Origin of the sequence: Pseudomonas sp. NFX5, assembly GCF_049132125.1 — a bacterium.
In the GTDB taxonomy this organism is placed as follows: Bacteria; Pseudomonadota; Gammaproteobacteria; order Pseudomonadales; family Pseudomonadaceae; genus Aquipseudomonas; species Aquipseudomonas marginalis.
Window position 1 is genome coordinate 588,192 of record NZ_JAFMZG010000044.1, and the last position, 24,248, is coordinate 612,439.

17 protein-coding genes are annotated in these 24,248 nt (G+C 63.6%); 13 read left to right on the top strand and 4 right to left on the bottom strand.

From position 1 onward, the window contains the following. Nucleotides 1–66 precede the first annotated feature (66 nt). Nucleotides 67–696, bottom strand: a complete 630-nt coding sequence (locus J1N02_RS30720; RefSeq protein WP_065927714.1) for a response regulator — start codon at nt 694–696, stop codon at nt 67–69. Beyond that, nucleotides 696–3,569 (bottom strand): PAS domain-containing sensor histidine kinase, encoded by a 2,874-nt coding sequence (locus tag J1N02_RS30725; protein WP_368960861.1) that lies wholly within the window; start codon nt 3,567–3,569, stop codon nt 696–698. The genes J1N02_RS30720 and J1N02_RS30725 overlap by 1 nt, the downstream gene beginning before the upstream one ends. A gap of 505 nt (nt 3,570–4,074) precedes the next feature. Here J1N02_RS30725 and J1N02_RS30730 point away from each other — a divergent pair. Genes J1N02_RS30730 through J1N02_RS30750 form a run of 5 tightly spaced genes read left to right on the top strand, consistent with a single transcriptional unit; the run spans nt 4,075 to nt 11,628 of the window. Continuing rightward, nucleotides 4,075–6,507, top strand: a complete 2,433-nt coding sequence (locus J1N02_RS30730) for a TonB-dependent receptor plug domain-containing protein (RefSeq protein WP_027605681.1) — start codon at nt 4,075–4,077, stop codon at nt 6,505–6,507. Nucleotides 6,508–6,551: 44 nt separating this feature from the next. Then, the gene (locus J1N02_RS30735; protein ID WP_098479999.1) at nt 6,552–8,165 is read left to right on the top strand and encodes an ABC transporter substrate-binding protein; all 1,614 of its coding nucleotides are present in this window, start codon (nt 6,552–6,554) and stop codon (nt 8,163–8,165) included. Next, nucleotides 8,162–9,112: an ABC transporter permease gene (locus tag J1N02_RS30740; protein ID WP_098479622.1), complete on the top strand. Its 951-nt coding sequence runs from the start codon at nt 8,162–8,164 to the stop codon at nt 9,110–9,112. Before J1N02_RS30735 ends, J1N02_RS30740 begins: the two co-directional genes overlap by 4 nt. Nucleotides 9,113–9,115: 3 nt before the next feature. Further along, a complete protein-coding gene (locus tag J1N02_RS30745; protein WP_098479623.1) occupies nt 9,116–10,000 on the top strand; it encodes an ABC transporter permease in 885 nt (294 codons plus the stop codon). Beyond that, nucleotides 9,997–11,628: a dipeptide ABC transporter ATP-binding protein gene (locus J1N02_RS30750; RefSeq protein WP_098479624.1), complete on the top strand. Its 1,632-nt coding sequence runs from the start codon at nt 9,997–9,999 to the stop codon at nt 11,626–11,628. Before J1N02_RS30745 ends, J1N02_RS30750 begins: the two co-directional genes overlap by 4 nt. Nucleotides 11,629–11,631: 3 nt before the next feature. On the opposite strand, the gene J1N02_RS30755 is transcribed toward J1N02_RS30750, so the two are convergent. Then, entirely contained in the window at nt 11,632–12,963 is a 1,332-nt protein-coding gene (locus J1N02_RS30755; RefSeq protein WP_098479625.1) for an ABC transporter substrate-binding protein, read from the bottom strand. A gap of 923 nt (nt 12,964–13,886) precedes the next feature. Continuing rightward, nucleotides 13,887–14,405: an SgcJ/EcaC family oxidoreductase gene (locus J1N02_RS30760; RefSeq protein WP_027605675.1), complete on the bottom strand. Its 519-nt coding sequence runs from the start codon at nt 14,403–14,405 to the stop codon at nt 13,887–13,889. A gap of 164 nt (nt 14,406–14,569) precedes the next feature. Here J1N02_RS30760 and J1N02_RS30765 point away from each other — a divergent pair, with 164 nt between their 5' ends. The 8 genes from J1N02_RS30765 to J1N02_RS30800 all read left to right on the top strand — a co-directional run bounded on the left by J1N02_RS30765 (nt 14,570) and on the right by J1N02_RS30800 (nt 24,059). Further along, complete coding sequence (locus J1N02_RS30765; protein WP_421148222.1) at nt 14,570–15,748, top strand: sensor histidine kinase; 1,179 nt, start codon at nt 14,570–14,572, stop codon at nt 15,746–15,748. Continuing rightward, the gene (locus J1N02_RS30770; RefSeq protein WP_027605673.1) at nt 15,745–16,398 is read left to right on the top strand and encodes a response regulator; all 654 of its coding nucleotides are present in this window, start codon (nt 15,745–15,747) and stop codon (nt 16,396–16,398) included. The genes J1N02_RS30765 and J1N02_RS30770 overlap by 4 nt, the downstream gene beginning before the upstream one ends. Before the next feature lie 10 nt (nt 16,399–16,408). After that, nucleotides 16,409–18,724, top strand: a complete 2,316-nt coding sequence (locus J1N02_RS30775) for an ATP-binding protein (protein ID WP_419480695.1) — start codon at nt 16,409–16,411, stop codon at nt 18,722–18,724. Further along, nucleotides 18,721–19,191: a response regulator gene (locus tag J1N02_RS30780; protein ID WP_421148223.1), complete on the top strand. Its 471-nt coding sequence runs from the start codon at nt 18,721–18,723 to the stop codon at nt 19,189–19,191. The genes J1N02_RS30775 and J1N02_RS30780 overlap by 4 nt, the downstream gene beginning before the upstream one ends. A gap of 112 nt (nt 19,192–19,303) precedes the next feature. Further along, complete coding sequence (locus J1N02_RS30785; RefSeq protein ID WP_098479627.1) at nt 19,304–19,819, top strand: sterol desaturase family protein; 516 nt, start codon at nt 19,304–19,306, stop codon at nt 19,817–19,819. Nucleotides 19,820–19,975: 156 nt separating this feature from the next. Next, nucleotides 19,976–21,343: a cytochrome C gene (locus J1N02_RS30790; RefSeq protein WP_421148224.1), complete on the top strand. Its 1,368-nt coding sequence runs from the start codon at nt 19,976–19,978 to the stop codon at nt 21,341–21,343. Further along, on the top strand, nt 21,340–21,852 hold the full coding sequence (locus tag J1N02_RS30795) for a sorbitol dehydrogenase (protein ID WP_027605658.1): 513 nt from the start codon (nt 21,340–21,342) through the stop codon (nt 21,850–21,852). The genes J1N02_RS30790 and J1N02_RS30795 overlap by 4 nt, the downstream gene beginning before the upstream one ends. Then, nucleotides 21,849–24,059, top strand: coding sequence for a GMC family oxidoreductase (locus tag J1N02_RS30800; protein ID WP_092359457.1), 2,211 nt, complete (start codon nt 21,849–21,851; stop codon nt 24,057–24,059). The genes J1N02_RS30795 and J1N02_RS30800 overlap by 4 nt, the downstream gene beginning before the upstream one ends. Nucleotides 24,060–24,248 lie beyond the last annotated feature (189 nt).

The following is a 24,248-nucleotide window of genomic DNA, read 5'->3' on the forward strand; positions in this document are numbered from 1 at the left end:
GCATCCCTATTCTGGGGTAGGGATCCTGGAAAACCGCCTAGGAAAATCCCTACCCCCGTACACGCTTCAGGAAATACCCAGGGTCATGGCGAAACGCACAATGTCGGCGGTGGAGGAGAACCCCATCTTTTCCATGAGCCGGGTCTTATGGGTACTGACCGTCTTGTTACTGATGACCAACTGCTCAGCGATCTGGTTGACGCTCATGCCGTGCGCCAGCAGGCGCAGGATCTGGAACTCGCGATCGGACAAACTCTCGACAAAGGTCTGCTGCTTCAAGCCACTGCTTTGCAGCGCGATCTGTTCCGCCAGCCCAGGGTCCAGGTAGCGTTGGCCACTGACCACTCGACGCATCGCGACCAACAGGGTTTCGGGATCGCGATCCTTGGTCAGGTAGCCCAGTGCACCGGCGCGTAATGCCCGTTGCGCGATATGGATTTCGTTATGCATGCTCAACACCAGAATCGGCAGTTTCGGGTATTGGGTATGCAGGCGCGCAATCAGAATCTCGCCGCTGATACCCGGCATATTCATGTCGAGCAGCAGCAGGTCGATCTCGACCTGGCGCAACAGTTCGATCAGTTGCGTGCCACTCTCGGCTTCGGCCACCACCTGCACGTCGGCGACCAGCGAGAACAGTTGCTTGAGCCCTTCGCGCATGATGGTGTGGTCATCGGCGATCAGCATGCGAATCATCAATACCTATCCTTGTGCATCGGAATGAACGCCTGGACCGTAGTGCCCTGCCCAGGATGACTGAAAATGATCACTTTGCCGCCCAGCATCAGGCCGCGCTCACGCATGCCGGCCAAGCCCAGGGTCTGGCGGCCGACGGCATCCGGGTCAAAGCCCTTGCCGTTGTCCTGGACCTCGAGCACCCAGTGGGTCTCCTGCGGGCTCAGGGTGACGCTGACCTGCGTCGCTTCGGCATAACGCGCGATATTGGTCAGCGATTCCTGCACGATGCGAAACGCTGCGGTCACGTGGGTATCCGGAAGGGTCAGGGCAATCAGCGGCAGGTTCAACGCACAGGGGACCTGGGTCAGGGTGACGAATTCGGCTGTCAGCCATTCAAGACCGGACACCAGCCCCAGGTTCAGCGCGGAGGGGCGCAGGCTCGTGGACACGTTGCGCACCACCTGGATGGTCTTGTCGGTCAGCGCCATCAACCGCTCGACCTGAGGGGTGAGTTCAGGCGTATCGGTGCCGAACTGAAACCTCAGCAACGAGATGCCCATGCGCAGCGCCGTCAGGTGCTGGCCCAGTTCGTCATGGATCTCCCTGGCAATCAGTTTGCGTTCCTCTTCCCGCGCCGTTTCCCGGCGGGTCGACAGGTCGCGTAATTGCGCGTTGGAATTGGCCAGGCGCCGCTCCGCCGCGCGCAGCTTGGAAATATCGCGCCCGACGGCCAGCACGCTGACGACCCGCTGGCCGTCGACCTCGGGAACAAAGTGGATCAACACCACCTTGGGCGCGGTTTTCAAACCCGACAATAAGAACTCCTGTTCCGTGGCTTTGTTCTGGCGAATCACCTGGGCCACCAATTCTCGAAAAAGCTGGGACTGGGCGTTCAGCGGCACCACTTCATCCATGGGCATGCCCATCAGTTCCGGCCAGGCCCCGCCCACCCATTTTCGCAACTGCGCATTGACGTAGAGCACCTCCCCGAAAACACTCAAGCGCGCGACGGCGTCCGGGCTGTTTTCCACCAGGGCGTTGATGTCGTGCTGGCGTTCCAGTTCTTTCTGCCGGGCCCGGGTCAAATGGGTCACATCACGACCGATCACCAACACCCGCGGGCCCACACTGCCCGAGTCGGCGACCGGCACCAGGGTAAAGTGCAGGTTGCGCACTTCGTTGCGCAGCACCATGCTCTCCTCAGACTCCACCACCCGTTCGGCGGCCCTGCACTGGTCATGGAGGGTCTGGATTCTTTCCGCGTTGAGCCGGCCAAATATCGACGCCAGCGTCTCGCCAATAACCTCGCCATGGGGTTTCCCAAGCACCTGCAACAGGGCCGGATTGACCTCGACACAGCGCAGCTCACCCCGTGGCGCAGCCTCCAGCAGGCACAACATGTCCAGGGTATGGTCGAAAATATCCCGGTAGCGGCGCTCGCGCTCCCTGAGCAAGGATTCGGAGCGCCAGCGCTCGATGGCAATCGCGGCAATGTGACAGGTCTGGCGCACGCGCTGCCGGTCGCTCTCGTCCAGCGCAGAACCGGGTGAGCGCGACAACGCGAAAGCCCCAAGGACCTGCCCCTGATTGCCGAGGATGGGCTCGTACCAGCCTGGGGAAGAAGCCATGGACTCCCCCGAGCCGGGGCTTTGCGGGTCAGCAAGCACGACGCCACAGGAGCAGTGAGGCAAGGCCAGTTGAAGATAACTCACCAGCAACCCCAGGGTTTCGTCCAGTGAGGCGCCCGTGGCCATTGTTTCGAAGATGCGCAGACGTGCATCTTCAAGTACCTGCTGTTTGCGCCACTCAGTGATGTCGTGGGCCATGGCCAGTACGCCTGCCACCTCACCGGATGGGCCGCGTTCAGCCATCAGGCTGACGACACAACTCACCGCTTCACCACCGGCGCCGACCGTCCAACTGTTGAGGAATTGAGCGGTCTGGCCTGTGGATGCCACATGGCGCAGATGGTCGAGGTAATCGCCGGGCTGCTCCTCAGGGCCGGCGCCTATGGCTTCGTCATAAGACATGCCGGTCAAGAGCAGGAACGTCGGATTGACGTACGTACGCGACAGGTTGCGATCGTAGCGCACAATGATGTTGGGTGAATTCTCCGCCAGGGTGAGGAATTTCAGCTCGCTGCCCAGCAAGGTTTCGCGAAGCTGCCAGTTCTCGGTGATGTCTTCCAACTGGGAGACAAAACAGATCGGCTGCCCCTGGTCGTCCCGCACCAGCCCCACGGTCAGGCGCACCCAGACAACCTGACCGTCGTGGTGGATGTAGCGTTTATGCAAGGTGGCGCCCTGCCGTGTACCGCCCTTCAACTCCTCTATCAGTTGCTTGCCCACTTCGCGGTCTTCGGGGTGGGTCAATGCCATGAACGTGGTGTTTTGCAGCTGTGCCTCGCTGTAGCCAAGCAGCCTGCAAATGACGCTGTTGGCCCTCAGCCAACGACCGTCCAGTGACACAAGCGCCAAGCCGGTGCCGGAGGAATCGAAAATGGCTTCAAGGGGGATCTCGGAGAAGCGCTCGCTGTGGGAATGCGCGGTTGGGGGCCCAGGCAGGGGAAGGATTTCAACAATAAAATAGTCGTCGCGCCACGGTGTCATCGACAGGTTCAACCGGCCGGACTGCCTCGCGGTCGCCTCGAAACACACCCGGGATCGCCCATCGGCCTTTTCCAGTGCCGCATAAAAAAGCCGGCTGTCCTGGGGGCGCAGCAAGGAGAGAAACTCAGTGGTCGTCTCGGGAGGGACGCCGTTCTGGCACTGCAACCTTGAAAACCCAGGGTTGCCCAACACGACCCGGGCAGATCGATCCAGGACCACAACCGCGCCCGACAGGCAATCCAGCACACCTTCAAGGGTTTGCAGCACATCCTTGTCTGCCATTACCGCTCCTGCATGCGTTCACGCTTACGATGAAAAACCCAGCGTAAATACTTCATCAGTCCGTGCTGGCTCGCTCCATAAAAGCCTGAAACCCATTCAATTGAATGTATGCCCAACGGGTGCCCACAAAAACAACACCCTATGGATAGCATTGCCCGGCACTTGATGGAGACTATCGTAGTCTCATTTACAGCCGGCGCCAGCCAGACTAAAGATTTACGTTCAGCCGCAAGGAATCCTCACGCCGGCCTCCGGCATGCCACCCCACGTGGATGTTTTGGATGTCGAACACTCAACCCACGCCAAGGCCCTGCACATAATAAAAATAGATGATCTTATAAATTCGCAAGATAACAATATCTAATAATTAGCTTATTCCAAAAAAGACTTTCCCCACGGTTTTTTATAGGGATATCTTCATTCCACACACCGACCCCATGCCTGGCGGAGGACGTACCCCCGATCACCAGGAGCCTTCAGCAGGCTTACATGGACCCTTTCCGACATGCCAGACATCGCCGCCCCCCTACCCCGCAGAAGATTCCACCTGTCACTGCTGACCAGTTCCCTGCTGCTGGCCGGCGCACCCTCCTTCGCCGAGGCCGCCGCCGACGAGGCCAAGCTCGATACGGTGACCGTGATCTCCACCGGTTTGCGTGGCCAGCAACGCACCGTGGCCGACAGCCCGGCGCCGATTGACGTGATCAACAGCGAACAGCTGCTCAAGACCGGGCGCGCCGAGTTGTCCGAGGCGATTGCCAAGCTGCTGCCGTCGTTCAACTTCGGCACCAATATCGCCGGCTACAACTCGGTGACGCGTCCGCTGAGCAACCGCAGCCTCGGCCCGGCCTATACCCTGGTGCTGGTCAACGGCAAACGCCGACACAACGGCGCCACCGGCCAGCGCGGGTCGATCGACAACAGCGGCGCCAATGCGGTGGACATCGACCTGATCCCGGTCAGTTCGGTGGACCATATCGAGGTGCTTAAAGACAGCGCGGCGGCCCAGTACGGTTCCGATGCCGTGGCCGGGGTAATCAATATCATCCTCAAGGCCGGCAATAGCGGCGGACACCTGGAAACCAGTTACGGCCAGTTGTTTTCCGGCCAGGGGGAAACGATCAAGGTGGCCGGCGACCAGGGTTTCAAGCTCGGCGACGGCGGCTTTTTCCACCTCTCCGCCGACGCCCGCAAGCGCGGCGAGGCCTCTTGGAACGACAAGGCCGACAGCAGCGTGCGCGCTTTCAACGACCCGGCCAGGGAAGCGGCCTGGGACCGCGTGGCCATCAAGAACGGCGACCCGGACCTGAAAGCCTTCAACCTCGCCTATAACGCCGAACTGCCCCTGGAAGACCTGACGCTCTACTCGTTCTCGACCTACGGCGAGCGCGATGCCGAGGCCGCCAACTACTTCCGCCTGCCGACCGGCCGGGCCGCCGTGCCCGAGGTGTTCCCCGACGGCTACTACCCGCTGAACAACATCAAGGACCGCGACTACCAACTGCTGTTCGGCGGCAAGGGCCAGGCGGCCGAGTGGAACTGGGACCTGAGCACCACCTACGGACGCAACAACGTCCACCATTCCAGCGACCTGAATATCAACCCGTCCCTGGGCACCGCGTCGCCGACCAGGTTCGACAACCTGGCCACCTTCCGTTTCGAGCAGTGGGTGAACAATCTGGACGTCACCCGCCGCTACGACAGCCTGTTCAACCTGACCTCGCCGGTGCAAGTGTCGGCCGGCCTGGAGCATCGCTGGGAACATTTCAGCACCTTCGCCGGTGACCCCGAAGCCTATATCACCGGCACCTACCCGGCGGCATCGGGCGCACAGGCGGCGGTGACGATTCGCCCGGAGGATGAAGTCAGCCTGATCCGCAACAACTACGCCGGCTACCTGGACCTGGGCTTCGACCTGACCGAACGCTGGTTTCTCGACGTCGCCGGGCGGATCGAACATTACGATGACGACTCGGGCAACACCTTCGGCCTCAAAGTGAATTCGCGCTACGAGTTGACCGACAGCGTCGCCGTGCGCGGCACCGTCGGCACCGGCTTCCGGGCGCCGTCGCTGACGCAGATCGGCTACACCGTGGCCGACAACCGGGTGGCCGTGGATGTGAACGGCAACGTGGTGCCCGCCGTGACCCGCCTGACCCCGTCGGGCAGCAACCTGGCCAAGGCCTTGGGTGGCGACGACCTCAAACCGGAAAAGTCACGCAACCTCGGGCTGGGCTTGACCTGGCAGCCGGCACCGCGCACCAGCGTCACCGCCGACGCTTACCTGATCGACATCGACGACCGCATCGCCCTGACCAGCAATATCTACGACCAGGGCAACGGCGTGATCAACGGCATCCTCAGCGCCCAAGGCGTGCCCTCGGGGACCTGGGTCAACTACTACACCAACGCCTTCGATACCCGCACCCGTGGCCTGGACGTGGTCGCCGACCACACCACGCCGCTGGATGCCTGGGGCGATGTGCGCTGGAGCCTGGGCTTCAACTGGAACAAGACCACTATCGAAGGCACACGGGACACCCCGAGTGCGCTGGCCAACTCCGGCGTCACCCTGGTGGGCCGCGACCGCGAAGGCGATCTCACCCAAGCCTCGCCCAAGACCAAATGGATCCTGGGCGCCAACTGGAAGGTCGAGGACCTCGCAGTGAACCTGCAAACCAGCCGCTACGGTGCGGTCAAGACCCTGGCGGTAAACCCATCCGGCGACCGCAGCTTCGGTGCGAAATGGATCACCGACCTGGACGTCAGCTACACCTTCGTCGACCAGATCACCGTCAGCATCGGCGGCACCAACATCTTCGACGTGCGCCCCGACCGGCACGCCGTGTACAGCAACCTGGGCCTGGCGCCCTACGGTAACCCGCCGTTCTACCCCGGCGGCGGCTACTGGTACACCAAGCTGGCCTACGACTTCTAAGCCAATCGCCATACGAGGGCATCCCATTGAACACCTCCAACTTGATGAGCCGTCTATTGGCCCCTTGCGCCCTGGCATTGAGCCTGGCCGCCTGCTCGCCTGCGGGCACTGACAGCCAGGCCGGCAAGACCTTGAACATCGCCTTCTTCGGCGACAACACCACCCTGGTCAGCGTCGACCCGTTCCAGGTCTATTGGCTCGAACACCGGGTGCTGCTGCGCAATATCGCCGAATCCCTCACCGACCAGGATCCGCAGACCGGCAGGATCATTCCCTGGCTGGCGAAAAGCTGGGAAGTCAGCGACGACGCGTTGACCTACACCTTCCACCTGCGCGACAACGTCACCTTCAGCAACGGCGAACGCTTCGATGCCAAGGCCGTGAAAACCGCCTTTGACAGCAACAAGGCGCTGGCGACCGAGCTGCCGGCCACCTTCGGCGCGACGTACCTGGCGGGCTTTGATCGCGCCGAAGTAGTCGACGACTTCACCGTCAAGCTGGTGCTCGCCAAGCCCAATGCGGGCTTCCTGCAGGCGACCTCCACCACCAACCTGGCGATCCTCGCGCCGGCCTCCTACGCGCTGAGCGTCAAGGAGCGTTCGCTTGGCAAGATCATCGGCACCGGCCCGTTCGTATTGGCCAGCTACACCCCGGAAGTCGGCGCGCACCTGACCAAGCGCAAGGGTTACGCCTGGGCGTCGGCGAATATGAAAAACCAGGGCGAAGCGCACCTGGAGGCGGTGGACGTCACCTACATCCCCGAGGAAAGCGTGCGTAACGGCCTGTTCCTGCAAGGCAAGGCCGACATCCTGTGGCCCCGCAACCCGTTCTCGGAAGTCGACCTGAAACTGTTCCAATCCAAGGGCGCCACCATCCAGAGCCGCTCGCTGCCGGGGCCGGCGCTGAACCTGTACCCCAACACCCGCGGCGAGCGGGCACTGGCCGACAAGCAAGTACGGCTGGCGGTGCAAAAGGCCATTGACCGCAAGAGCTACGCCAGCACCGTGTACAACGCCGAATTCCCGGTGGTGGACGGTATCTACGACGTCACCACGCCCTACTTCAAAAGCCAGGGTGCCAAGCTGGCCTACGACCCCGCGGGTGCCGAGCGCCTGTTGGACCAGGCCGGCTGGGCCAAGGGCACCGATGGCTACCGGCACAAAGACGGCAAGCGCCTGAGCCTGAGCTACAACATCACCCCGGCGGAAACTGCCGGGGATGTGCTGCTCCAGGACCAGTTGCGCAAGGTCGGTATCGAGGTCAAGCTCAACGTGGTCACTCGTGCCGAATGGGTTGCCAACAACTCGGCCGGTAACTATGACCTGACCAGCACCTACATGACCCGCGCCGATCCGATCATCTTGCAGACCATCCTCGACCCTCGCACCGCCAACAGCTCGACCCTGGCCACCAACCTTTACGCAGCGCCGACCCTGGAAAAAGCCAAGGGCCTGTTCGATGCCGGCATCACCGCCACCCAAAGCGCTCAAAGGGCGGCAGCCTACGGCGACCTGCAGGACCTGCTGATCGACGAAGGCTCGGCGTTCCCGGTGTATGAGCGCGTGTGGCAGGCCGCGACGTCGCCCAAGGTGAAAAACTTCCGCTGGACCGCCGAAGGCTTCGCGCTGCTGGGCGATATCGAGGTCGGCACGCCATGAGCCGCTACCTGATCGGCCGGGTCGGCCAGGCGCTGCTGGTGCTATGGGGGGCCTATAGCATCACCTACTTCATCCTCTATCTGCTGCCGGGCGATACCTTGTCGATCATGCTCAGTGCATCCGGCATGGAAGCCGACGCCCTGTCGGTGGAAGACCTGGCCAAGGCGCGCGCCTACTACGGGCTGGATAAAGGCCTGTTCGAGCAATATATCGACCTGCTGCTGGGGGCACTGCACGGTGATTTCGGGCAGTCACTGTCGCTCAATCGCCCGGTGGCCGAGTTACTCGCCGAACGCCTGCCCCAGACCCTTTCCCTGGCCGGCCTGGCGATTGTGCTCTCGCTGCTCGGCGGTATCGGCCTGGCTTACCTCACCGCGTATATCCGCTGGCAACCGTTGAAAAAAGCACTCGCGCGCTTGCCGTCCCTGGGCTTTTCGGTGCCGGTGTTCTGGATGGGCTTGCTGCTGATCCAGGTATTTGCATTTGGCCTGGGCTGGTTTCCCGCCACCGGCAGCAAGGGCTTCGAAAGTCTGGTGCTGCCGGCAGTCACCCTGGCGATTCCGAGCGCCGCGGTGTACGCCCAGGTGCTGCAACGCAGCTTCCAGGGCGTGTGGAAAGAGGCCTATATCGTCACCGCCTACGCCAAGGGCTTGAGCCGGGGCCAGGTGCAGGCGCGCCACGGGTTCAGGAACGCTGCGCTGCCGATCCTCACCCTGATCGGCCTGCAGGTGGGTAACACCGTGTCCGGCGCGGTGCTGGTGGAAACCATCTTCGCTCGCTCCGGCATCGGCCGCCTGGCCCAGGAAGCGGTGCTGCGCCAGGACATTCCGGTGGTGCTGGCCATCGTCGCGGTCTCGGCGGCGGCATTTGTCCTGGTGAACCTGCTGGTGGACCTGCTTTACCCCTGGCTCGACCCGCGCATCTCCCACACGCCCAAGGTGTCCTAGACCATGACGACGCTTACCCGGAAACTGATCCGCAGCGAAACACTCTGGCGCCGCCGCAGCCCCTTACAACGCGCAACGGCGACACTCCTGCCATTGCTGCGCCGCCCAGGGTTCAGCCTGGCGGTGCTGGTGGTGCTGTTCTCGCTGGTCGCCGCCGTGACGCCGCAGCTGCTGAGCAGCTTCGACCCTTACGCCACCGCGCCCGCCGCCAAACTCAGCGCCCCCAACCTGACCCACTGGTTCGGCACCGATGAACTGGGCCGCGACCTGTTCACCCGCGTGGTCTACGGCGCCAGCCTGTCAGTGCTGGCCGCCTCCCTGGCGGTCGGCATCGCCCTGGTGGGCGGGTTGGGGCTGGGCATTTTGTCCGGGTTTGCCGGTGGCCGTATCGATGCGCTGATCATGCGCTTTGTCGATGTGCTGCTGGCCCTGCCCGGCCTGTTGCTGGCCCTGGCGATTGTCACGGCCATCGGCTTCGGTACGGTACCGGTGGCGATTGCCGTGGGCATCGGCATCATTCCCGGCTTTGCCCGCACCACCCGTGCCGAAGTGCTGCGGGTGAAAACCCTGCCCTATGTCGAAGCCTCTCGCCTGGGCGGTGCCAGTTGGGGCCGCACGTTGTTGCGGCACATCCTGCCCAACGCCTGGGGCCCGGTAGCCGTGCTGGCGACCCTGGATTTCGGCGCCGCGATCCTCGCCACCGCAGGCTTGAGTTTTCTCGGTTTCGGCGCTGCCCCACCGGCGGCGGAATGGGGCACCTTGATCGCCAACGGCCGCCACTTCCTGATCACTGCACCGTGGGTGTCCTTGCTGCCCGGCCTGTTCCTGGTGGCCGTGGTGTTCAGCCTCAACCATATCGCCCGCACGTTCGAGGATATCCAGCGATGAGCAGCCAGCCGCTTTTAATCGATGTGCGCCAACTGAGTGTCGACTACCGTTCCGGCGGCCAGCTCAATCCGGCGGTGCGCAGCCTGTCGTTTTCACTCACCCAGGGCGAGACCGTGGCGATTGTCGGCGAGTCCGGCTCGGGCAAATCCACCCTGGCCAATGCGATCCTAGGCCTGCTGCCCGAGAATGCGCAGATCGGCGCCGGTGAACTGTGGGTGGATGGCCACCACCTGACCCACGCCAGCGAACGGCAGAAACGCAAGCTGCGCGGGCGCACCATCGGCCTGGTGCCCCAGGACCCGATGGTCAGCCTCAACCCCACGCTGCGCATCGGCCAGCAGATCGCCGAGGCGCTGATACTCGCCAAGGGCAAACGCTACCCCGGCGTCGATGCCGACATTGTCGAGCTGCTGCAACAGGTGGGCATCGACAACCCGGTATTGCGCGCGCGCCAGTACCCCCATGAACTCTCCGGCGGCATGCGCCAGCGCGTGCTGATCGCCATCGCCCTGGCCGGCAACCCGCGCCTGATCATCGCCGACGAACCCACCAGCGCCCTCGACGTGACCGTGCAGCGCAAGATCCTCGACCACTTGCAGCGCCTGGTCAGTGAACGCGGCATTTCCCTGCTGATCATCACCCATGACCTGGGCGTGGCGCTCGACCGTGCCGACCGTATCCTGGTGATGCAACAGGGTGAGGTGGTGGAACAAGGTCCGCCACGGCAGATCCTCGCGCAGCCCAGCCACGACTACACGCGCGCGCTGATCGCCGCTGCACCCGCCTTCGCCAGGCGGCGTGAACCGTTGCTCAACCTCGACCTGGGACGTGAGCCGATCCTGAGCCTGGACAACGTCGGCAAGACGTTTGCCCTGCCCAAGGTCAAGGGCGAAGCCTCGACCTTCGTGGCCCTGGAGGATCTGAGCCTGGAGGTCTACCCCGGCCAGACCCTGGCCATCGTCGGCGAGTCCGGCTCGGGCAAGAGCACCGCGCTGCGTATCGCCCTGGGCCTGGAGAAGCCGACCCAGGGCCGCGTCCGGTTCGAGCAGCAAGACGTCACCGACCTGAGCTGGCGCGACTTCCGCCCGTTGCGCCAACGCCTGCAACTGGTGCAACAAAACCCCTTCGCGGCGCTGGACCCGCGTTTCACCGTGTTCGACAGCATTGTTGAGCCGCTGGTGTCGTTTGGCTTGCTCAAGGGCGCTGCCCTGGAACAGGCGGCGCGGGCGTTGATCAGCCGCGTGCACCTGCCGGCGAGTTTTCTCGATCGTCTGCCCCGTGAACTGTCCGGCGGCCAGTGCCAACGGGTCGCCATCGCCAGGGCCCTGGCGTTGAAACCCGACCTGCTGTTGCTGGATGAACCGGTCAGCGCCCTCGACGTGTCGGTGCAGGCGCGCATTCTTGACCTGCTGGAAGAGCTGCAACGGGAAATGGGCATCGCCTACGTGCTGGTGTCCCACGACTTGTCAGTGGTGGCCAACTTCGCCCATGAGGTGCTGGTGCTGCGCAATGGCCGCGTGGTTGAACAGGGCTCGGTGGAGCGCATCTTCAACCAGCCGGCCAGCGACTACACCCGTGAATTGATTGCGGCCATCCCTGGCCGTCACGTCACGGCAAGCGCCGCCTGAGGTTTACTGTGCCGAGCAATCACGCGCCACGATGCCCTTCTCCTGGGCATACGCGGCGGACTTGGCTTCGATCAACGGACGCAAGGTGGCGCGGTCGGCCTGCAGCCAGTCGGTCACCAGCACCCACTTTTGCCCATCCCACTGCTGCACCCGGGCGGAGCCGCCACCTTCGTGGTCGGCACAGGACAGCTTCAACGGTGCCAGCAGACCTTCGAAGCCCATGGCCTTGAGGCGCGCGGCGTCGATGTCCAGGTGTTCGAATGCCCAGCGGGTTTCCTCGCCGTTCAGCGCGCGGTTGCCGAATTTTGCCTGGCCGGTGCGCAGCGCTTCGACGGCAATCGCGGCGTTGATCAGGCCGATGTTGTAGTAGACCTTGCCGAAGTAGCTGGGGTCCTTGAGGTTGCTCTTGCCGGGATCGAGGATGAACTGCCTGAGCTTTTTATGGATCTCGAAGCTGTCGCCACCGGGGAACGGCGCCAGCGCCTGGTAGCCCTTGGCGGCGGTGCCGGCGGGTATCACGTCGGCTTCGGAGCCGGCCCACACATCACCGATCAGGCGGTCCACGGGGATGCCAAAGCGCACGGCGGTCTTGATGCCGACGGGGGTGGACACGCCCCACGTGCGCAGGAACACCCAGTCCGGGTTGATCTGCCGCACCTGGCGCCACTGGGTGGACTGCTCGTTGCCGGGATCGGCCACGGGGATCTGGATGTTCTCGAACCCGTACTTTTGCGCCAGCAACTGCATGGCCGCCTGGGTTTCGCGGCCGTAGGCGGAGTCGTGGTAGACGGTGACGATCTTCTTGCCCTTGAGCTTGTCCAGGCCGCCTTCGCGCTGGGCGATGTAGTTGATGCCCACCGACGCCTGGCCGTAGTAGTTGAGCAACAGCGGGAACGCGTAGGGGAACACGCGGCCATCGGTGGATTCGGTACGCCCGCCGGCGCCGTCGATCAGCGGGATGTGGTCAATGGCGGCACGGTCCATCAGCGCATAGGAGGCCGGTGTGCTGTGGGTGAAGAAGAACCCGGTGGGTGCGCCGTCGAGACCGGCTTTGTAGCGCTCATAGCATTCGATGATGCGGTCGGTCTTCCACTCCGTCTCGCATTCCTGCCAGACCAGCTTGACGCCGTTCACGCCGCCTTCGACCTCGTTGATGTAGCGGAAGTAATCAATCTCCCCCGCCCACCACGGAATGCCGCTGGACGCATAGGCGCCGACCCGGTAGGTGGCCAGCGGGATGAACTGTTGATCATTGGCGGCCTGGGCCACCGGCCCGCCCAAGGCGCCGAGTGCCAGCAGGCTGGCGATGACTGTGCGTTGCAAGACGTTGTGCATGGGTGTGGTTTCTTATGAAAGGTGAGGTTTCCCTCCCGTTGTCGGGTCAGCGCCAATCGGGTCACAACACAATTCATGCCAAGCCTGGAAGCCCTCACATTCGAGGGTTGGCGCTGTACCGGTCACCCTTCACGACCAGGACAATCGAACACTTTATTGAACCGCTGTTGCGCCACCAACACCGCGCTCGGTCGTCAGCGTCGACCTGCAACTGAAAAGCCTCACCAACCGCTACTACGAGTACGCCTGGTATGACCCGGACGGCGCCAAAGCGTCGCTGCACTCACCGGGTGACGGGTACACCGAGTCTGGGCGAGGTGCCGAGTGGTGAGGGTGGTTGCTTCCGTGGCGGCCTTCGGGCCGACCATGCGCTGGAGTTGGAATGAGTACATATCCGTTGCTGCGGTCACGACCACCTATGGTTCCGCTCTTACAGCGGGTCACTTTGGAAAAGCCCCAAAGTAACCAAAGGGCTCTTGCCCCAACACTCGGCACCTCGCCCAGGCTCGGTGTGCCCGAACGAAGGCTTGAATCCGTGGGCCGCCGTCATGGGCCATCCTTGGCCCAGGACGGCTAACCCGGCGTCCTGCCGGGTTACCCACGGATTCAAGCCTGCGTTCGGCCAGCGTGTTTGACGGGGCGCCTAGGATCAAGATCAAAAGCCAGAGCAAAAGCAGAGCAAAAGCAGAGCAGAAGCAGAGCAGAAGCAGAGCAGAAGCAGAGCAGAAGCAGAGCAGAGCAGAGCAGAGCAGAAGCAGAGCAGAAGCAAACCGAGTTCTAGCTGATATGTGGAGATCCAAATGTGGGAGGGGGCCATCAGTTAGATGATGGCATCGGTTCCCGAGCCGTCACAGGAACAATCTCCCAGCCCCAACAAAAAAATGCCCACCCCCGGTAAGGGATGGGCATTTTCCCTCCAGCCATTACTGCTTGGCGTGCTTGGCCTGGACTTCAGGCATCGCCGAAGAATGATGGTTAAGAATTTTCCACTGGCCACCCACCTGCTCATAGACGAAGGTGTAGCGCGCCTGCACCTGACGCACCTTGCCATCCGACTCGGTCAGGGTGAAGGTGTAGACGCCACTGTCCATGGCCACGTTGCTGCCCAGTTGGCGGATCTCGCGGTAGTTGATCTGGCCCACCGGCTTGAGCGCCAGGAAGTGGTCGAAGTAGTCGGTGATCTGCTCCGGCGTCGTGCGCACCTGGTTGGACACGGTCGGCTGCAACACAGCGCCCGGCGCGTAGAGGTCGACCACGGATTTCACGTTGCCGGTCTGCAGGGCGCTGTTCCAGCGGTCGAATAAACCGGCAATCTCGCGGTCTTTGACATTGGCCGGCGCCTGGGCGACTTCACGGTAGACATACGGGGCCGTCTCGGCGGCATGAACAAACGGTACGCTCAGGGCAAACATCAGGGCGATCGGGGCAATCTTGAATTTCATGGCGATACTCCAGTGGTCGTCGTTGCGGCCACTTTGCCAACCTGCCCACCGGCCGCCATCGGCCAACCGGAGGTATTTACCTATGCCATTTGGCAGATAGCGCCCAAGGGGTCCGACCCTGTCTAATAGATCCCCCTCGCGCCCGCAGCAATGGAGCATCAACCATGCATGACACGCCCCATGATCCCGGCAGCGCCCTGGCCATGCGCGCGCACTTTCGCCAATCGCAAAGTCGTACGGCGCGCCTGCGGCTGTTGGTGGATACCGGCCAGGAGTTGCGCCAACTGCCCCCCGACGCCATGCGCGAACGCGTGCTCGCGCGGGCCTGCGCGTTTCTGGCCATGGACCACGGGCTGCTGCAGGAGTGGGACGCCGAGGGCATCGCCTATACCAGCGCCCGCCATGGCAATCCGTCGCGCTTGGGCAGCCTGGCCGCCCTCGCCGACCGCAGCCTGCGCACGGCGTGTTGGCAGGAGCGGCCATCCGAGGACGTGCCCAGCGTCTTGCAAGTGCCGTTGCGCGCCGGTGACGGCGATGCCTTTGGTGTACTGGTGCTGGGCAATAGCGTCAGCCTGCGGGCGCCGGAGCACGAAGACAGCGAATCCCTGCAACTGCTCGCCACATTGCTGGCCGCCCACCTGGAAAACGACCGGCTGCTGAGCACCCTCAAGCTGCGCGACAAAACCCTGTCCGACCTGGTCAACCGCTTGCTCCGCGCCCAGGAAGACGAACGCAAGCGCGTCGCCTACGACCTCCACGATGGCCTGGCGCAAACCCTGGCGGGCCTGCACCAGCGGCTGCAAGGCTTTGCCGGGCGCTGCCCGCCGCTGCCGGAGGCATTGGCCACCGACCTCGAGGCGATTCTTACCCTGGCCCAACACTCGGTTGGCGAGGGCCGGCAACTGATTGCGGGCCTGCGTCCCACGGTGCTGGATGATTTCGGCTTGTTCAAAGCCCTCGATAAGGAGGCCGACCGCCTGCGTGACGCCGGCATCAACGTGGTGTGGCAGGCGTACTGTGAGGCGCGCTTACCCAGCCAGGTGGAAATCGCCTTGTTCCGGATCGGCCAGGAAGCCATCAACAATGTGCTCAAGCATGCGCGCGCCAGCCAGGTGCAACTGGCCCTGGCGCTGCACGACGGCCAGGCGTCCCTGCGGCTGGACGACAATGGCCGAGGCTTCAAGGCAGAGCCATCAACGGATGACGCCCAGCATCTGGGCCTCGCCACCATGCAGGAGCGCGCCAGCCTGTTGGGCGGCAGCTTCACCTGCGTCAGCACCGTCGACGGCGGTACCCGGCTGCACGCGCGCGTGCCTGCGCACTTGATTGGAGTCCCCCAATGACCCACGTCCTGCGCCTGGTGCTGGCGGACGACCATGAAGTCACGCGCACCGGCTTTGTCTCCCTGCTGGCCGGCCATCCGCAGTTCGAGGTGGTCGGCCAGGCCAGCGATGGCCTGCAAGCGGTGGAGCTGTGTGAGCAACTGCTGCCGGATATTGTCATCCTCGACATTCGCATGCCCGGGCTCAATGGCCTGGGCGCCGCACGCTTGCTGCAACAACGCCTGCCGGCGGTGAAGGTGGTGATGTTCACCATGGACGACAGCCCCGAGTACCTGGAGGCGGCCATGAATGCCGGTGCGGTGGGCTACTTGCTCAAAGACGCCAGCCGCGCCGAGGTGATCCAGGCGCTGCAACACGTGGCCGCCGGTGGCGAAGCGCTCAACACGGCGGTCAGCGCCCGGCTGTTGCGGCGCATGACCGAACGCCAGGCCAGCGGTGCCGCCCCCGGCGAACCGCTCACCCCACGGGAACGCCAGGTCCTCGGCCTGGTCGCCAACGGCATGAGCAACCGCGCCATCGGCGAACACCTGGGCATTACCACCGGCACGGCCAAGGCCCATGTCGAGCGGGTGATCGGCAAGCTCGGCGCGGCTGACCGTACCCAGGCCGCCGTGCGGGGCATCGCCTTGGGCCTGGTGACACCCACATGAGGCGGCCCAAATGAGAAAGCGTTGGGCCGACCTGCCGCTGCGCGGCAAGGCGCTGGTGGTGATTTCACTGCCACTGGTGGTGCTGTTGCTGTCCCTGGTGCTGATCTACACCACGGAACGCCAGACCGCCCGTGCCGAAGAGGATGTGCGCCGGGTTTTACGCGTGCAAGGCGATATCCAGGCCGTGCATACCCTGCTCGCGGAAGCCGCCGCCAGTGTGCGCGGTTACCTGCTCACCCGCCGCGAAGACTTCCTGCCCAGCTACCTGAACGCCAAGCCCCAGATCGAGTCGGCCCTGCACCGACTGGACCGCAACGTGCGCGATCCACGGGTGCGCGAGCAGCTCAGCGCGATCAAGCCGCTGATCGACGGCAAGGTCGACGGGCTGGAGGAAATGCTCAAGGACAGCGACGCCACACCGGAGTCCATCAGTGCCATCCTGATCAGCAACAAGCACATCCTCGACGCCCTACGCCAACACATCAGCACCATGCTCACCCTTGAGGCGTCGTTGCTGGCCGAGCGCAGCGCCGCTGCGTCCGAGACCCGCCAGCGCTTGTTGCTGTCGACGTGGTTGGCGGCGATCTGCGGGTTGTTCGGGGCGATTGTCGCGGTGCTGTTTCTGTCCAAGGGCATTGTCGCCCGGGTGCAGAATGTGCAGCGCAATGCCCAGCGCCTGGCCCTGGGCTCGCCGCTGCTGCCACAGCCGCCGGAAAAAGACGAAATCGGCCAGTTGGGCACCAGCCTGGTGGAGGCCGGACTGTTGCTGGCCGAGCGCGAGCGCGCCTTGCGCGACAACGAAGAACGCTTGCGGCTGATCATCGATGGGGTCAAGGACTACGGGATCTTCGCCCTCGACACGGCGGGCCATGTCACCAGCTGGAACAACGGCGCCGAGCGGATCAAGGGCTATACCGAACAGGAGATCATCGGCCAGCATTTCTCGCTGTTCTACCTGCCCCAGGAATGCCCGCAGCACCCGGACATGGCGTTGCGCGAGGCCACCCGCAACGGTGATTACACCGAAGAAGGCTGGCGCTGCCGCAAGGACGGCACGCGGTTCTGGGCCAGCGTGGTGATCACGGCGCAGTACGACGGCACCGGCGCCCTGCGCGGTTTTTCCAAGATCACCCGCGACATCACCGACCGCCGCGCGGCGGAGATCGCCCTGCGCACCGCCCGAGAGGAAGCCGAACGCGCCAGCCGCGCCAAAAGCCAATTCCTGTCGCGCATGAGCCACGAACTGCGGACCCCGCTCAACTCGATCCTGGGCTTTGCGCAACTGCTGGACATGGACGCGCCCAAGGCGCAAAAGGCCGATGTGGGTCACATTCTGCGCGCCGGCCAGCACCTGCTCACGCTGATCAACGAGGTGTTGGACATCGCCAAGATCGAGGCCGGAAGCCTGGCGTTGAATATCGTGCCGATCCCGCTGGCGGGCACCTTGCAAGAGGCGCTGACGCTGGTGTCGCCCATGGCCGCCGACGCAGGCGTGCAGTTGCGGCCGCTGCCGGCACTGGCGGCGGATACGGGCATCGTTGCCGACCGCCAGCGCCTGACCCAGGTGCTGCTGAACCTGCTGTCCAATGCGATCAAATACAACCGGCGCGATGGTCAGGTGAGCCTTGAGGTCGATATCCGTGGACAACGAGTCAGCGTGGCTGTGTGCGATACCGGCAACGGCATCGCAGCCGATCATATGGGGCAACTGTTCAAGCCTTTCGAACGCCTGGGGGCCGACCCGAATGTGGAAGGCAGCGGCCTGGGCCTGGCACTGAGTAAAAGCCTGCTGGAGAACATGGACGGCCGACTCAAGGTGCAGAGCCAGCCTGGCGTCGGTTCGCGCTTCACCCTGGAACTGCCCTTCGTGCGCGTGGCCCACGCCCAGAGCATCGCCACGCCCGGCATCGACACCGAATTGAAGCGCCCTGCCCCCGTCGTCAGCACCTTCGAGGGCAAGGTGTTGTACATCGAAGACAACCTCTCCAGCCTGGCGCTGATCGAAACCCTGCTGCAACGTCGGCCCGGCATACGCCTGCTGTCGAGCATGCAAGGCCAACTGGGCCTGGACCTCGCCGCGCAGCATGCGCCACAGCTGATTCTGCTGGATGTGTCGCTGCCGGACATCAATGGCTTGAAGGTGCTGCAACGCCTGCGTCAGTCACCGATCACCCGCGACACACCGGTGCTGATGATCACCGCCGACGCCAGCGACCTTACCCGCCAGGCCTTGCAGGAGGCCGGCGCCACCGCGGTATTGAACAAACCGATCAACGTGCCGGCGTTTCTCGCCCACCTCGACCAAGCCTTTCCGGAGCCCGCGTGAACCTCGACCTGCGTATCCTGATCATCGACGACCAACGCCCGAACCTTCACCTGGTGGAGCAACTGCTGGCGCGCGAAGGGCTGACCAACGTGCTGAGCAGCACCCAGCCACTGCGCACCCTGGAGTTGTTCAACAGCTTCGAGCCGGACCTGGTGATCCTCGACCTGCACATGCCGGAATTCGACGGCTTTGCCGTGCTGGAGCAACTCAACCGGCGCATCCCCCAGGGTGAATACCTGCCGATCCTGGTGCTCACCGCCGACGCCACCCGCGACACGCGCCTGCGTGCCCTGGCCCTGGGCGCCCGGGACTTCATCAGCAAACCCCTGGACGCGCTGGAAACCATGCTGCGGGTATGGAACCTGCTGGAAACCCGGGTGCTGTACAAGACCTTGCGTACGCTGGTGCCGGCGGACCGGATTGAGTTGTTGCAGCGCAGCGGATCAACGGCTATTCGACGCTGCTAGGGCGATTGGCTCACAAATCCACCACGTAGCCAGCGCCGGGCAGTTGTATACGGCGGCCCGACACCGGACAATCCTGCGCCCGTCCATTTCGCCCTACAGGGATATTCCGCGCATGGCTGCTTCCAATAAATGGCTGATGTCATCGGTTGCTTATTACCTCGATTTCTTCACCGTTCCGCTGTTCGTGGTGGCAGCCCTCTATCTGGCGCCCTTTGAGCCTTGGCTGGCACTGTCGGGCCTGCTGGCCTGGACCTTGGTGGAATATTCGGCGCACCGTTTCCTGTTCCACTCGCTGTATCGCCGCGAGCATTGGACCCACCACATCGACGTGCTGGCCTACATCGGCGTGTCCAGCTGGAAAACCAGCTCGACCTTCGCCGTGCTGTTGCTGCTCGCCTGGTCCACCGGCCTCGCCTCGGCCTTTATCGGCGCCGTAGCGGGCTATTTCGTCTACATCTCGCTGCATTACGTGATGCACCGCCCGCAGCATTGGGCCTATGGATTTATTCCGGGGCTGGTGGCCAATCACGACCTGCATCATCGCAAAGGCATCGAGAAGAACTTCGGGGTGTCTTCACCGCTGTGGGACCATGTGTTTCGCACTTACATTCGAACAGGGCGCGCCTGAACCGCCTCTTGGCGATTGTTTTTATTACGAACAAATCTAGCCGCCCATACACCTGCGCCGCCAACCTTATCTACGCTCTAGCCCGTGCCAGGAGGCGCATTGAAGAGTCCATGACGGACCCACTGTCTCCCGGCGCCTGATGCCTAGGAGATACCGATGAGAATGGAAACCCATCGCCCCCGGCCCGGGTTCGGCTGTGCGCTGTTTGGCGCGTTGCTGAGCCCCCTGGTCGTCGCGGCCCCCACGTTGTCTACGCAAATACCCTTCGATGTCACGGCGACCCCGCCCTTTTCCCTGTCCAGCCTGCAAGCCAACTTCGATGAAATGTCGTGGCAGACGTTCATCGCGCTGAACTGGCCGGCCCTGGACACGGGTCAACCCAACAGCGCTGTACAGATCGGCCAGCAGGACGCGGCCACCGTGTGGGAAAGCTATAAGGAGAGCTATCAGATATTCCTGGCCCAAGGGCAGAAGCCGCTGCCTTTTCATGCGCCCGCCAGCGTGCCGAAAGCCTGTGAAGGCAAGGGTTCCGGGCGCTTGCTGCAACAGATGGGCAAGGTTCCGGATGTGCTCGACGAGTTTATCCAGCCGTTTGAAAGCGGCCCCCTGGTGGACCAGAGCGGCGTGTACACGCGCAATGAAATCGTGGTCAACCAAGCCATGTTCGACGGCATCGTCAACAACGGCCTCTACAGCATCCAGGGCCAACAGGCGTTTTTTGCCGCCAGCCCGACCAATGCGGTGGCGTTCAGTTGCGGTAACCCGAGCACCAGTGAGGTGGGTTCGCTGATGGTCAAGGCCGCGTGGAAGGTGTTGGACGGCAACGACAATCCCGCCAGCTTCCACAGTGTCGATGCCCTGGTGTATACGCCGGGCAACAGCAACCCGAGCAAGGGGCCGGTGGTGGCCGAGTCCTGCGTGGCCGAGCCGGTCGGGCTGGTGGGCCTGCATATCGTGCACAAGACTACCAGCGCGCCGCAGTGGGTGTGGTCGACCTTCGAGCACGTCGACAATGTGCCGGAAAAGACCACGCCGCCCGCCGAGCGCAAAGGCCCGTACCTGTTCTACAACGCCAGCAGCCAGGCCGAGGTCAACCAGCCGCCGCCCCGGCCATGGAACCCGGCGGTGAAGGCCACGCCCTCGCAGATCGTGCGCGAGATACCGTTGACGGATGAAACCAAGGCCCTCAACACCACCTACCAGACCCTGCTGCGCACAGTGAATCCCAACAGCGTATGGGCCAACTACCAGCTGATCAGCACCCAGTGGCCGACGCTCAGCGGCCAGCCGCCGTGCCAGATCTCCGCAACCCGGCCGCTGGGCAACCCGGCGCCGTCGTTCCTCGCCAATGCCACGCTGGAGACCTATATCCAGGGCACCGTGCCCCAGGCGTCGTCCAGTTGCATCGCCTGTCACGGCAATGCCGCCACCCACGTGACCCAGTCGCCGCGCACCAGCTTCGCGGACTTCACCTACCTGCTCGAGCGCGCCCAATCCACCGGTGTGACAAGGAGTCAGCCATGAGTACCGACCTGGACAATTTCACCGGCCTGAGCGTGGTGCTCACCGGCATCGATCAGGAACTGCTGGCGCCCTCCGTGGATCCCATCGGCCTGCCCAGCACCTTTCTCAACTTCATCGGCCCGCGTGTCGGCCAAAGCGTGCTCAGCGCCCTGCTGGCCCAGTACGCCACGCTGGCGGCCGAGCAGGCGACACCGCAGCAAATCGGCACAGCGATCCTGATGCAGAACGGCCAACCGGCACCGACGCAAACCGCCCAGGTGGCACGCGCGATCATGAAGCTCTGGCTGCTGGGCGTGTGGTACCAGCCGTATACCCAGGGTGCCTTCCCGGTCGACGAGCAAACCGTGGTGAGTGACGAGGCCTACACCCAGAGCTGGGCGTGGAGTATTGCCCAGGCCCACCCCATGGGCTACAGCGAGTTCTTCTTCGGCTACTGGAACAGCCCGCCGCCCAGCCTGGAAGACTTCACCGGGGTTAACGCCAGCACGCAGCCAGGAGCATCGTCATGAGTAGCGAACAAGCAGATGTGGTGATTGTCGGTGCGGGCCTTGCGGGCAGCCTCATTGCCTATCAATTGGGCCTGGCCGGAGTGCAAGTGCTGGTGCTGGAATCGGGGCCGGAGATCCCGCCCAATCGTAACCAGTACCTGGAGCGTTTCTATACCGCGACGTTGAAGACCCCCGAATCACCCTACCCGCCGGTGAGCACCCTGAGCCCGGCGCGCAACCCCGCCGAACAGAACGCACCGCGCGCGACCATCGCCGACCTGATCAACGGCTGGAACAACCCCGACATCAGCTATCTGGTGCAAAAAGGCCCGCTGCCGTTCACCAGTACCTACGAGCGCGTGGGCGGCGGCACCACCTGGCATTGGGTCGCCACCTGCCTGCGTATGTTGCCGAATGACTTCAAGATGAAGACGCTGTATGGCGTAGGGGTGGACTGGCCGATCAGCTACAACGACCTGCAAAGCGCCTATTGCCGTGCCGAGGCGGAAATCGGTGTGGCCGCGAATGTGGCCGACCAGGCGTACCTGGGCATTACCTTCCCGGCCAACTATGAATACCCGATGACCAGTATCCCGCTGTCGCTGGTCGATGGCAGCTTCGTCAGCGCGGTGCAGGGCCAGTCGTTCGAGGGCCTGCCCCTGGTGGTCAGCCCGACGCCGGCCGGGCGCAACTCGCAGCCGTATGCCGGGCGACGAGTGTGCGCGGGTAACACCAACTGCACGCCGATCTGCCCGATCCAGGCCAAGTACGATGCCACGGTGACCATGAACAACGCGCTCAACACCGGCAATGTGCGGGTGCTGTACAAGACCGTGGCGAGCAAGGTCACCGTGGCGGCGGACAACAGCATCAGCGGTATCGAGTTCATCCAGTACCAACTCGGCGATGGACCACCGACCGGCACCGGCGTGGCCGTGGGGCAACGTTATGTGATCGCCGCCCATGCCATCGAGACGCCCAAGTTGCTGCTCAATTCCACCAGCAGCGCCTGGCCCAACGGCGTGGCCAACAGCAGCGGCCAGGTCGGGCGCAGCCTGGCGGACCACCCGATCTACCTGGCCTGGGGCCTGATGCCCGAAGGCAAGACGGTGTTCCCGTATCGCGGCCCGGTGTCCACCTCCGGCATCGAAAGCCTGCGCGACGGCGCCTTCCGCAGCCAGCGCGCGGCCTGGCGGATCGAGATCGGCAACGAGGGCTTCAACTGGCCGATCGGCGATCCCTACACCACCGTCGCCGACCTGATCGATGGCACCAACGTCAGCCACACCAACCCGCTGCCAAACGCCACGGGCGCGCCCCAGGTGCTGTTCGGCACGGCGCTGGTGCAACAGCTGAACAACCTGCTCACACGGCAATTTCGGATAGGTTTCCTGGTGGAGCAAGTGGAGGAAGATCCCAATAACGCCAACTGCTATATCGTGCCTTCCAGCCAATACAAGGACCGCCTGGGCATCCCGCGCCCGGAAATCCACTACGACCTGTCCGACTACACCAAGGAAGGTTTCAAACAGGCGCGGATCCTGGCCAGCCATGTCATCACCGAACTGCTCGGGGCTACCGAACTGACTGCCGACATCCCGCCCGGGGTGTTCACCTACCAAGGGCAATCCTATTCGTTCCAGGGTGCCGGGCATTTGATGGGCACCTACCGCATGGGGGACGACCCCAAGACCTCGGTGGTGGACAAGAGCCAACGCAGTTGGGACCACAACAACCTGTTCCTGGTGGGTGACGGCGTGTTCCCCACCACCGGCACCTCCAACCCCAGCCTGACCATCGCCGCGCTGTCGATCCAGGCCGGCGACACCCTGTGCAACGAGCTTAAGGCCGCGACGCTACAGGTGCAGGCCAACCAGCCATGGCAAGGCACCGGCGTGCAGATCAGCGGCCCGAGCCCGCGCCGGGTGCGGTATGTCAGCGGCAAGTGGCTGGCCAGCCCGGTGGGCGGCATGGTCGATGGCAACGGCAGCCCGGGGTTGATCGCCAAGGCGGGCTACACCTTGCCGGGCGCCAATGAGGGGGCGCTGATTGGCCGGGTGAGCAGCAGCGGGACACCGTTTCTGGTGGGTGACCTGGCGGAGATTCCGGCGGGGCAGACCGGGGAATTGCAGCTGTGTATCAATGATGATCTGGAGGGGCGTTATGGCATTGGTTTGGGGGATAACCAGGGGGCGCTGACGGTGCAGGTGGGGTTCGGTACCGCCTGACGCACCCTGGAGATTGGCGCCCGGCTCAGGTGAACCGGGCGTTTTTTTACCCATCCTGGCCTTCGTCGCCCCCTGCAAACCGCTGTTGAAATAGTTCCTTGCACCCTCGACAACAGTCCTTTGTCATCACGCCCATTGATAGCCCCCTAACGAACCCCCCATGCTAGAGGGCTAACCCCGCGCTTATAT

What these genes read in the sequence shown, in the direction of transcription:
- J1N02_RS30720 (WP_065927714.1), bottom strand. Translation starts at nt 696, where the DNA reads ATGATTCGCATGCTGATCGCCGATGACCACACCATCATGCGCGAAGGG.
- J1N02_RS30725 (WP_368960861.1), bottom strand. Translation starts at nt 3,569, where the DNA reads ATGGCAGACAAGGATGTGCTGCAAACCCTTGAAGGTGTGCTGGATTGC.
- J1N02_RS30730 (WP_027605681.1), top strand. Translation starts at nt 4,075, where the DNA reads ATGCCAGACATCGCCGCCCCCCTACCCCGCAGAAGATTCCACCTGTCA.
- J1N02_RS30735 (WP_098479999.1), top strand. Translation starts at nt 6,552, where the DNA reads ATGAGCCGTCTATTGGCCCCTTGCGCCCTGGCATTGAGCCTGGCCGCC.
- J1N02_RS30740 (WP_098479622.1), top strand. Translation starts at nt 8,162, where the DNA reads ATGAGCCGCTACCTGATCGGCCGGGTCGGCCAGGCGCTGCTGGTGCTA.
- J1N02_RS30745 (WP_098479623.1), top strand. Translation starts at nt 9,116, where the DNA reads ATGACGACGCTTACCCGGAAACTGATCCGCAGCGAAACACTCTGGCGC.
- J1N02_RS30750 (WP_098479624.1), top strand. Translation starts at nt 9,997, where the DNA reads ATGAGCAGCCAGCCGCTTTTAATCGATGTGCGCCAACTGAGTGTCGAC.
- J1N02_RS30755 (WP_098479625.1), bottom strand. Translation starts at nt 12,963, where the DNA reads ATGCACAACGTCTTGCAACGCACAGTCATCGCCAGCCTGCTGGCACTC.
- J1N02_RS30760 (WP_027605675.1), bottom strand. Translation starts at nt 14,405, where the DNA reads ATGAAATTCAAGATTGCCCCGATCGCCCTGATGTTTGCCCTGAGCGTA.
- J1N02_RS30765 (WP_421148222.1), top strand. Translation starts at nt 14,570, where the DNA reads ATGCATGACACGCCCCATGATCCCGGCAGCGCCCTGGCCATGCGCGCG.
- J1N02_RS30770 (WP_027605673.1), top strand. Translation starts at nt 15,745, where the DNA reads ATGACCCACGTCCTGCGCCTGGTGCTGGCGGACGACCATGAAGTCACG.
- J1N02_RS30775 (WP_419480695.1), top strand. Translation starts at nt 16,409, where the DNA reads ATGAGAAAGCGTTGGGCCGACCTGCCGCTGCGCGGCAAGGCGCTGGTG.
- J1N02_RS30785 (WP_098479627.1), top strand. Translation starts at nt 19,304, where the DNA reads ATGGCTGCTTCCAATAAATGGCTGATGTCATCGGTTGCTTATTACCTC.
- J1N02_RS30790 (WP_421148224.1), top strand. Translation starts at nt 19,976, where the DNA reads ATGAGAATGGAAACCCATCGCCCCCGGCCCGGGTTCGGCTGTGCGCTG.
- J1N02_RS30795 (WP_027605658.1), top strand. Translation starts at nt 21,340, where the DNA reads ATGAGTACCGACCTGGACAATTTCACCGGCCTGAGCGTGGTGCTCACC.
- J1N02_RS30800 (WP_092359457.1), top strand. Translation starts at nt 21,849, where the DNA reads ATGAGTAGCGAACAAGCAGATGTGGTGATTGTCGGTGCGGGCCTTGCG.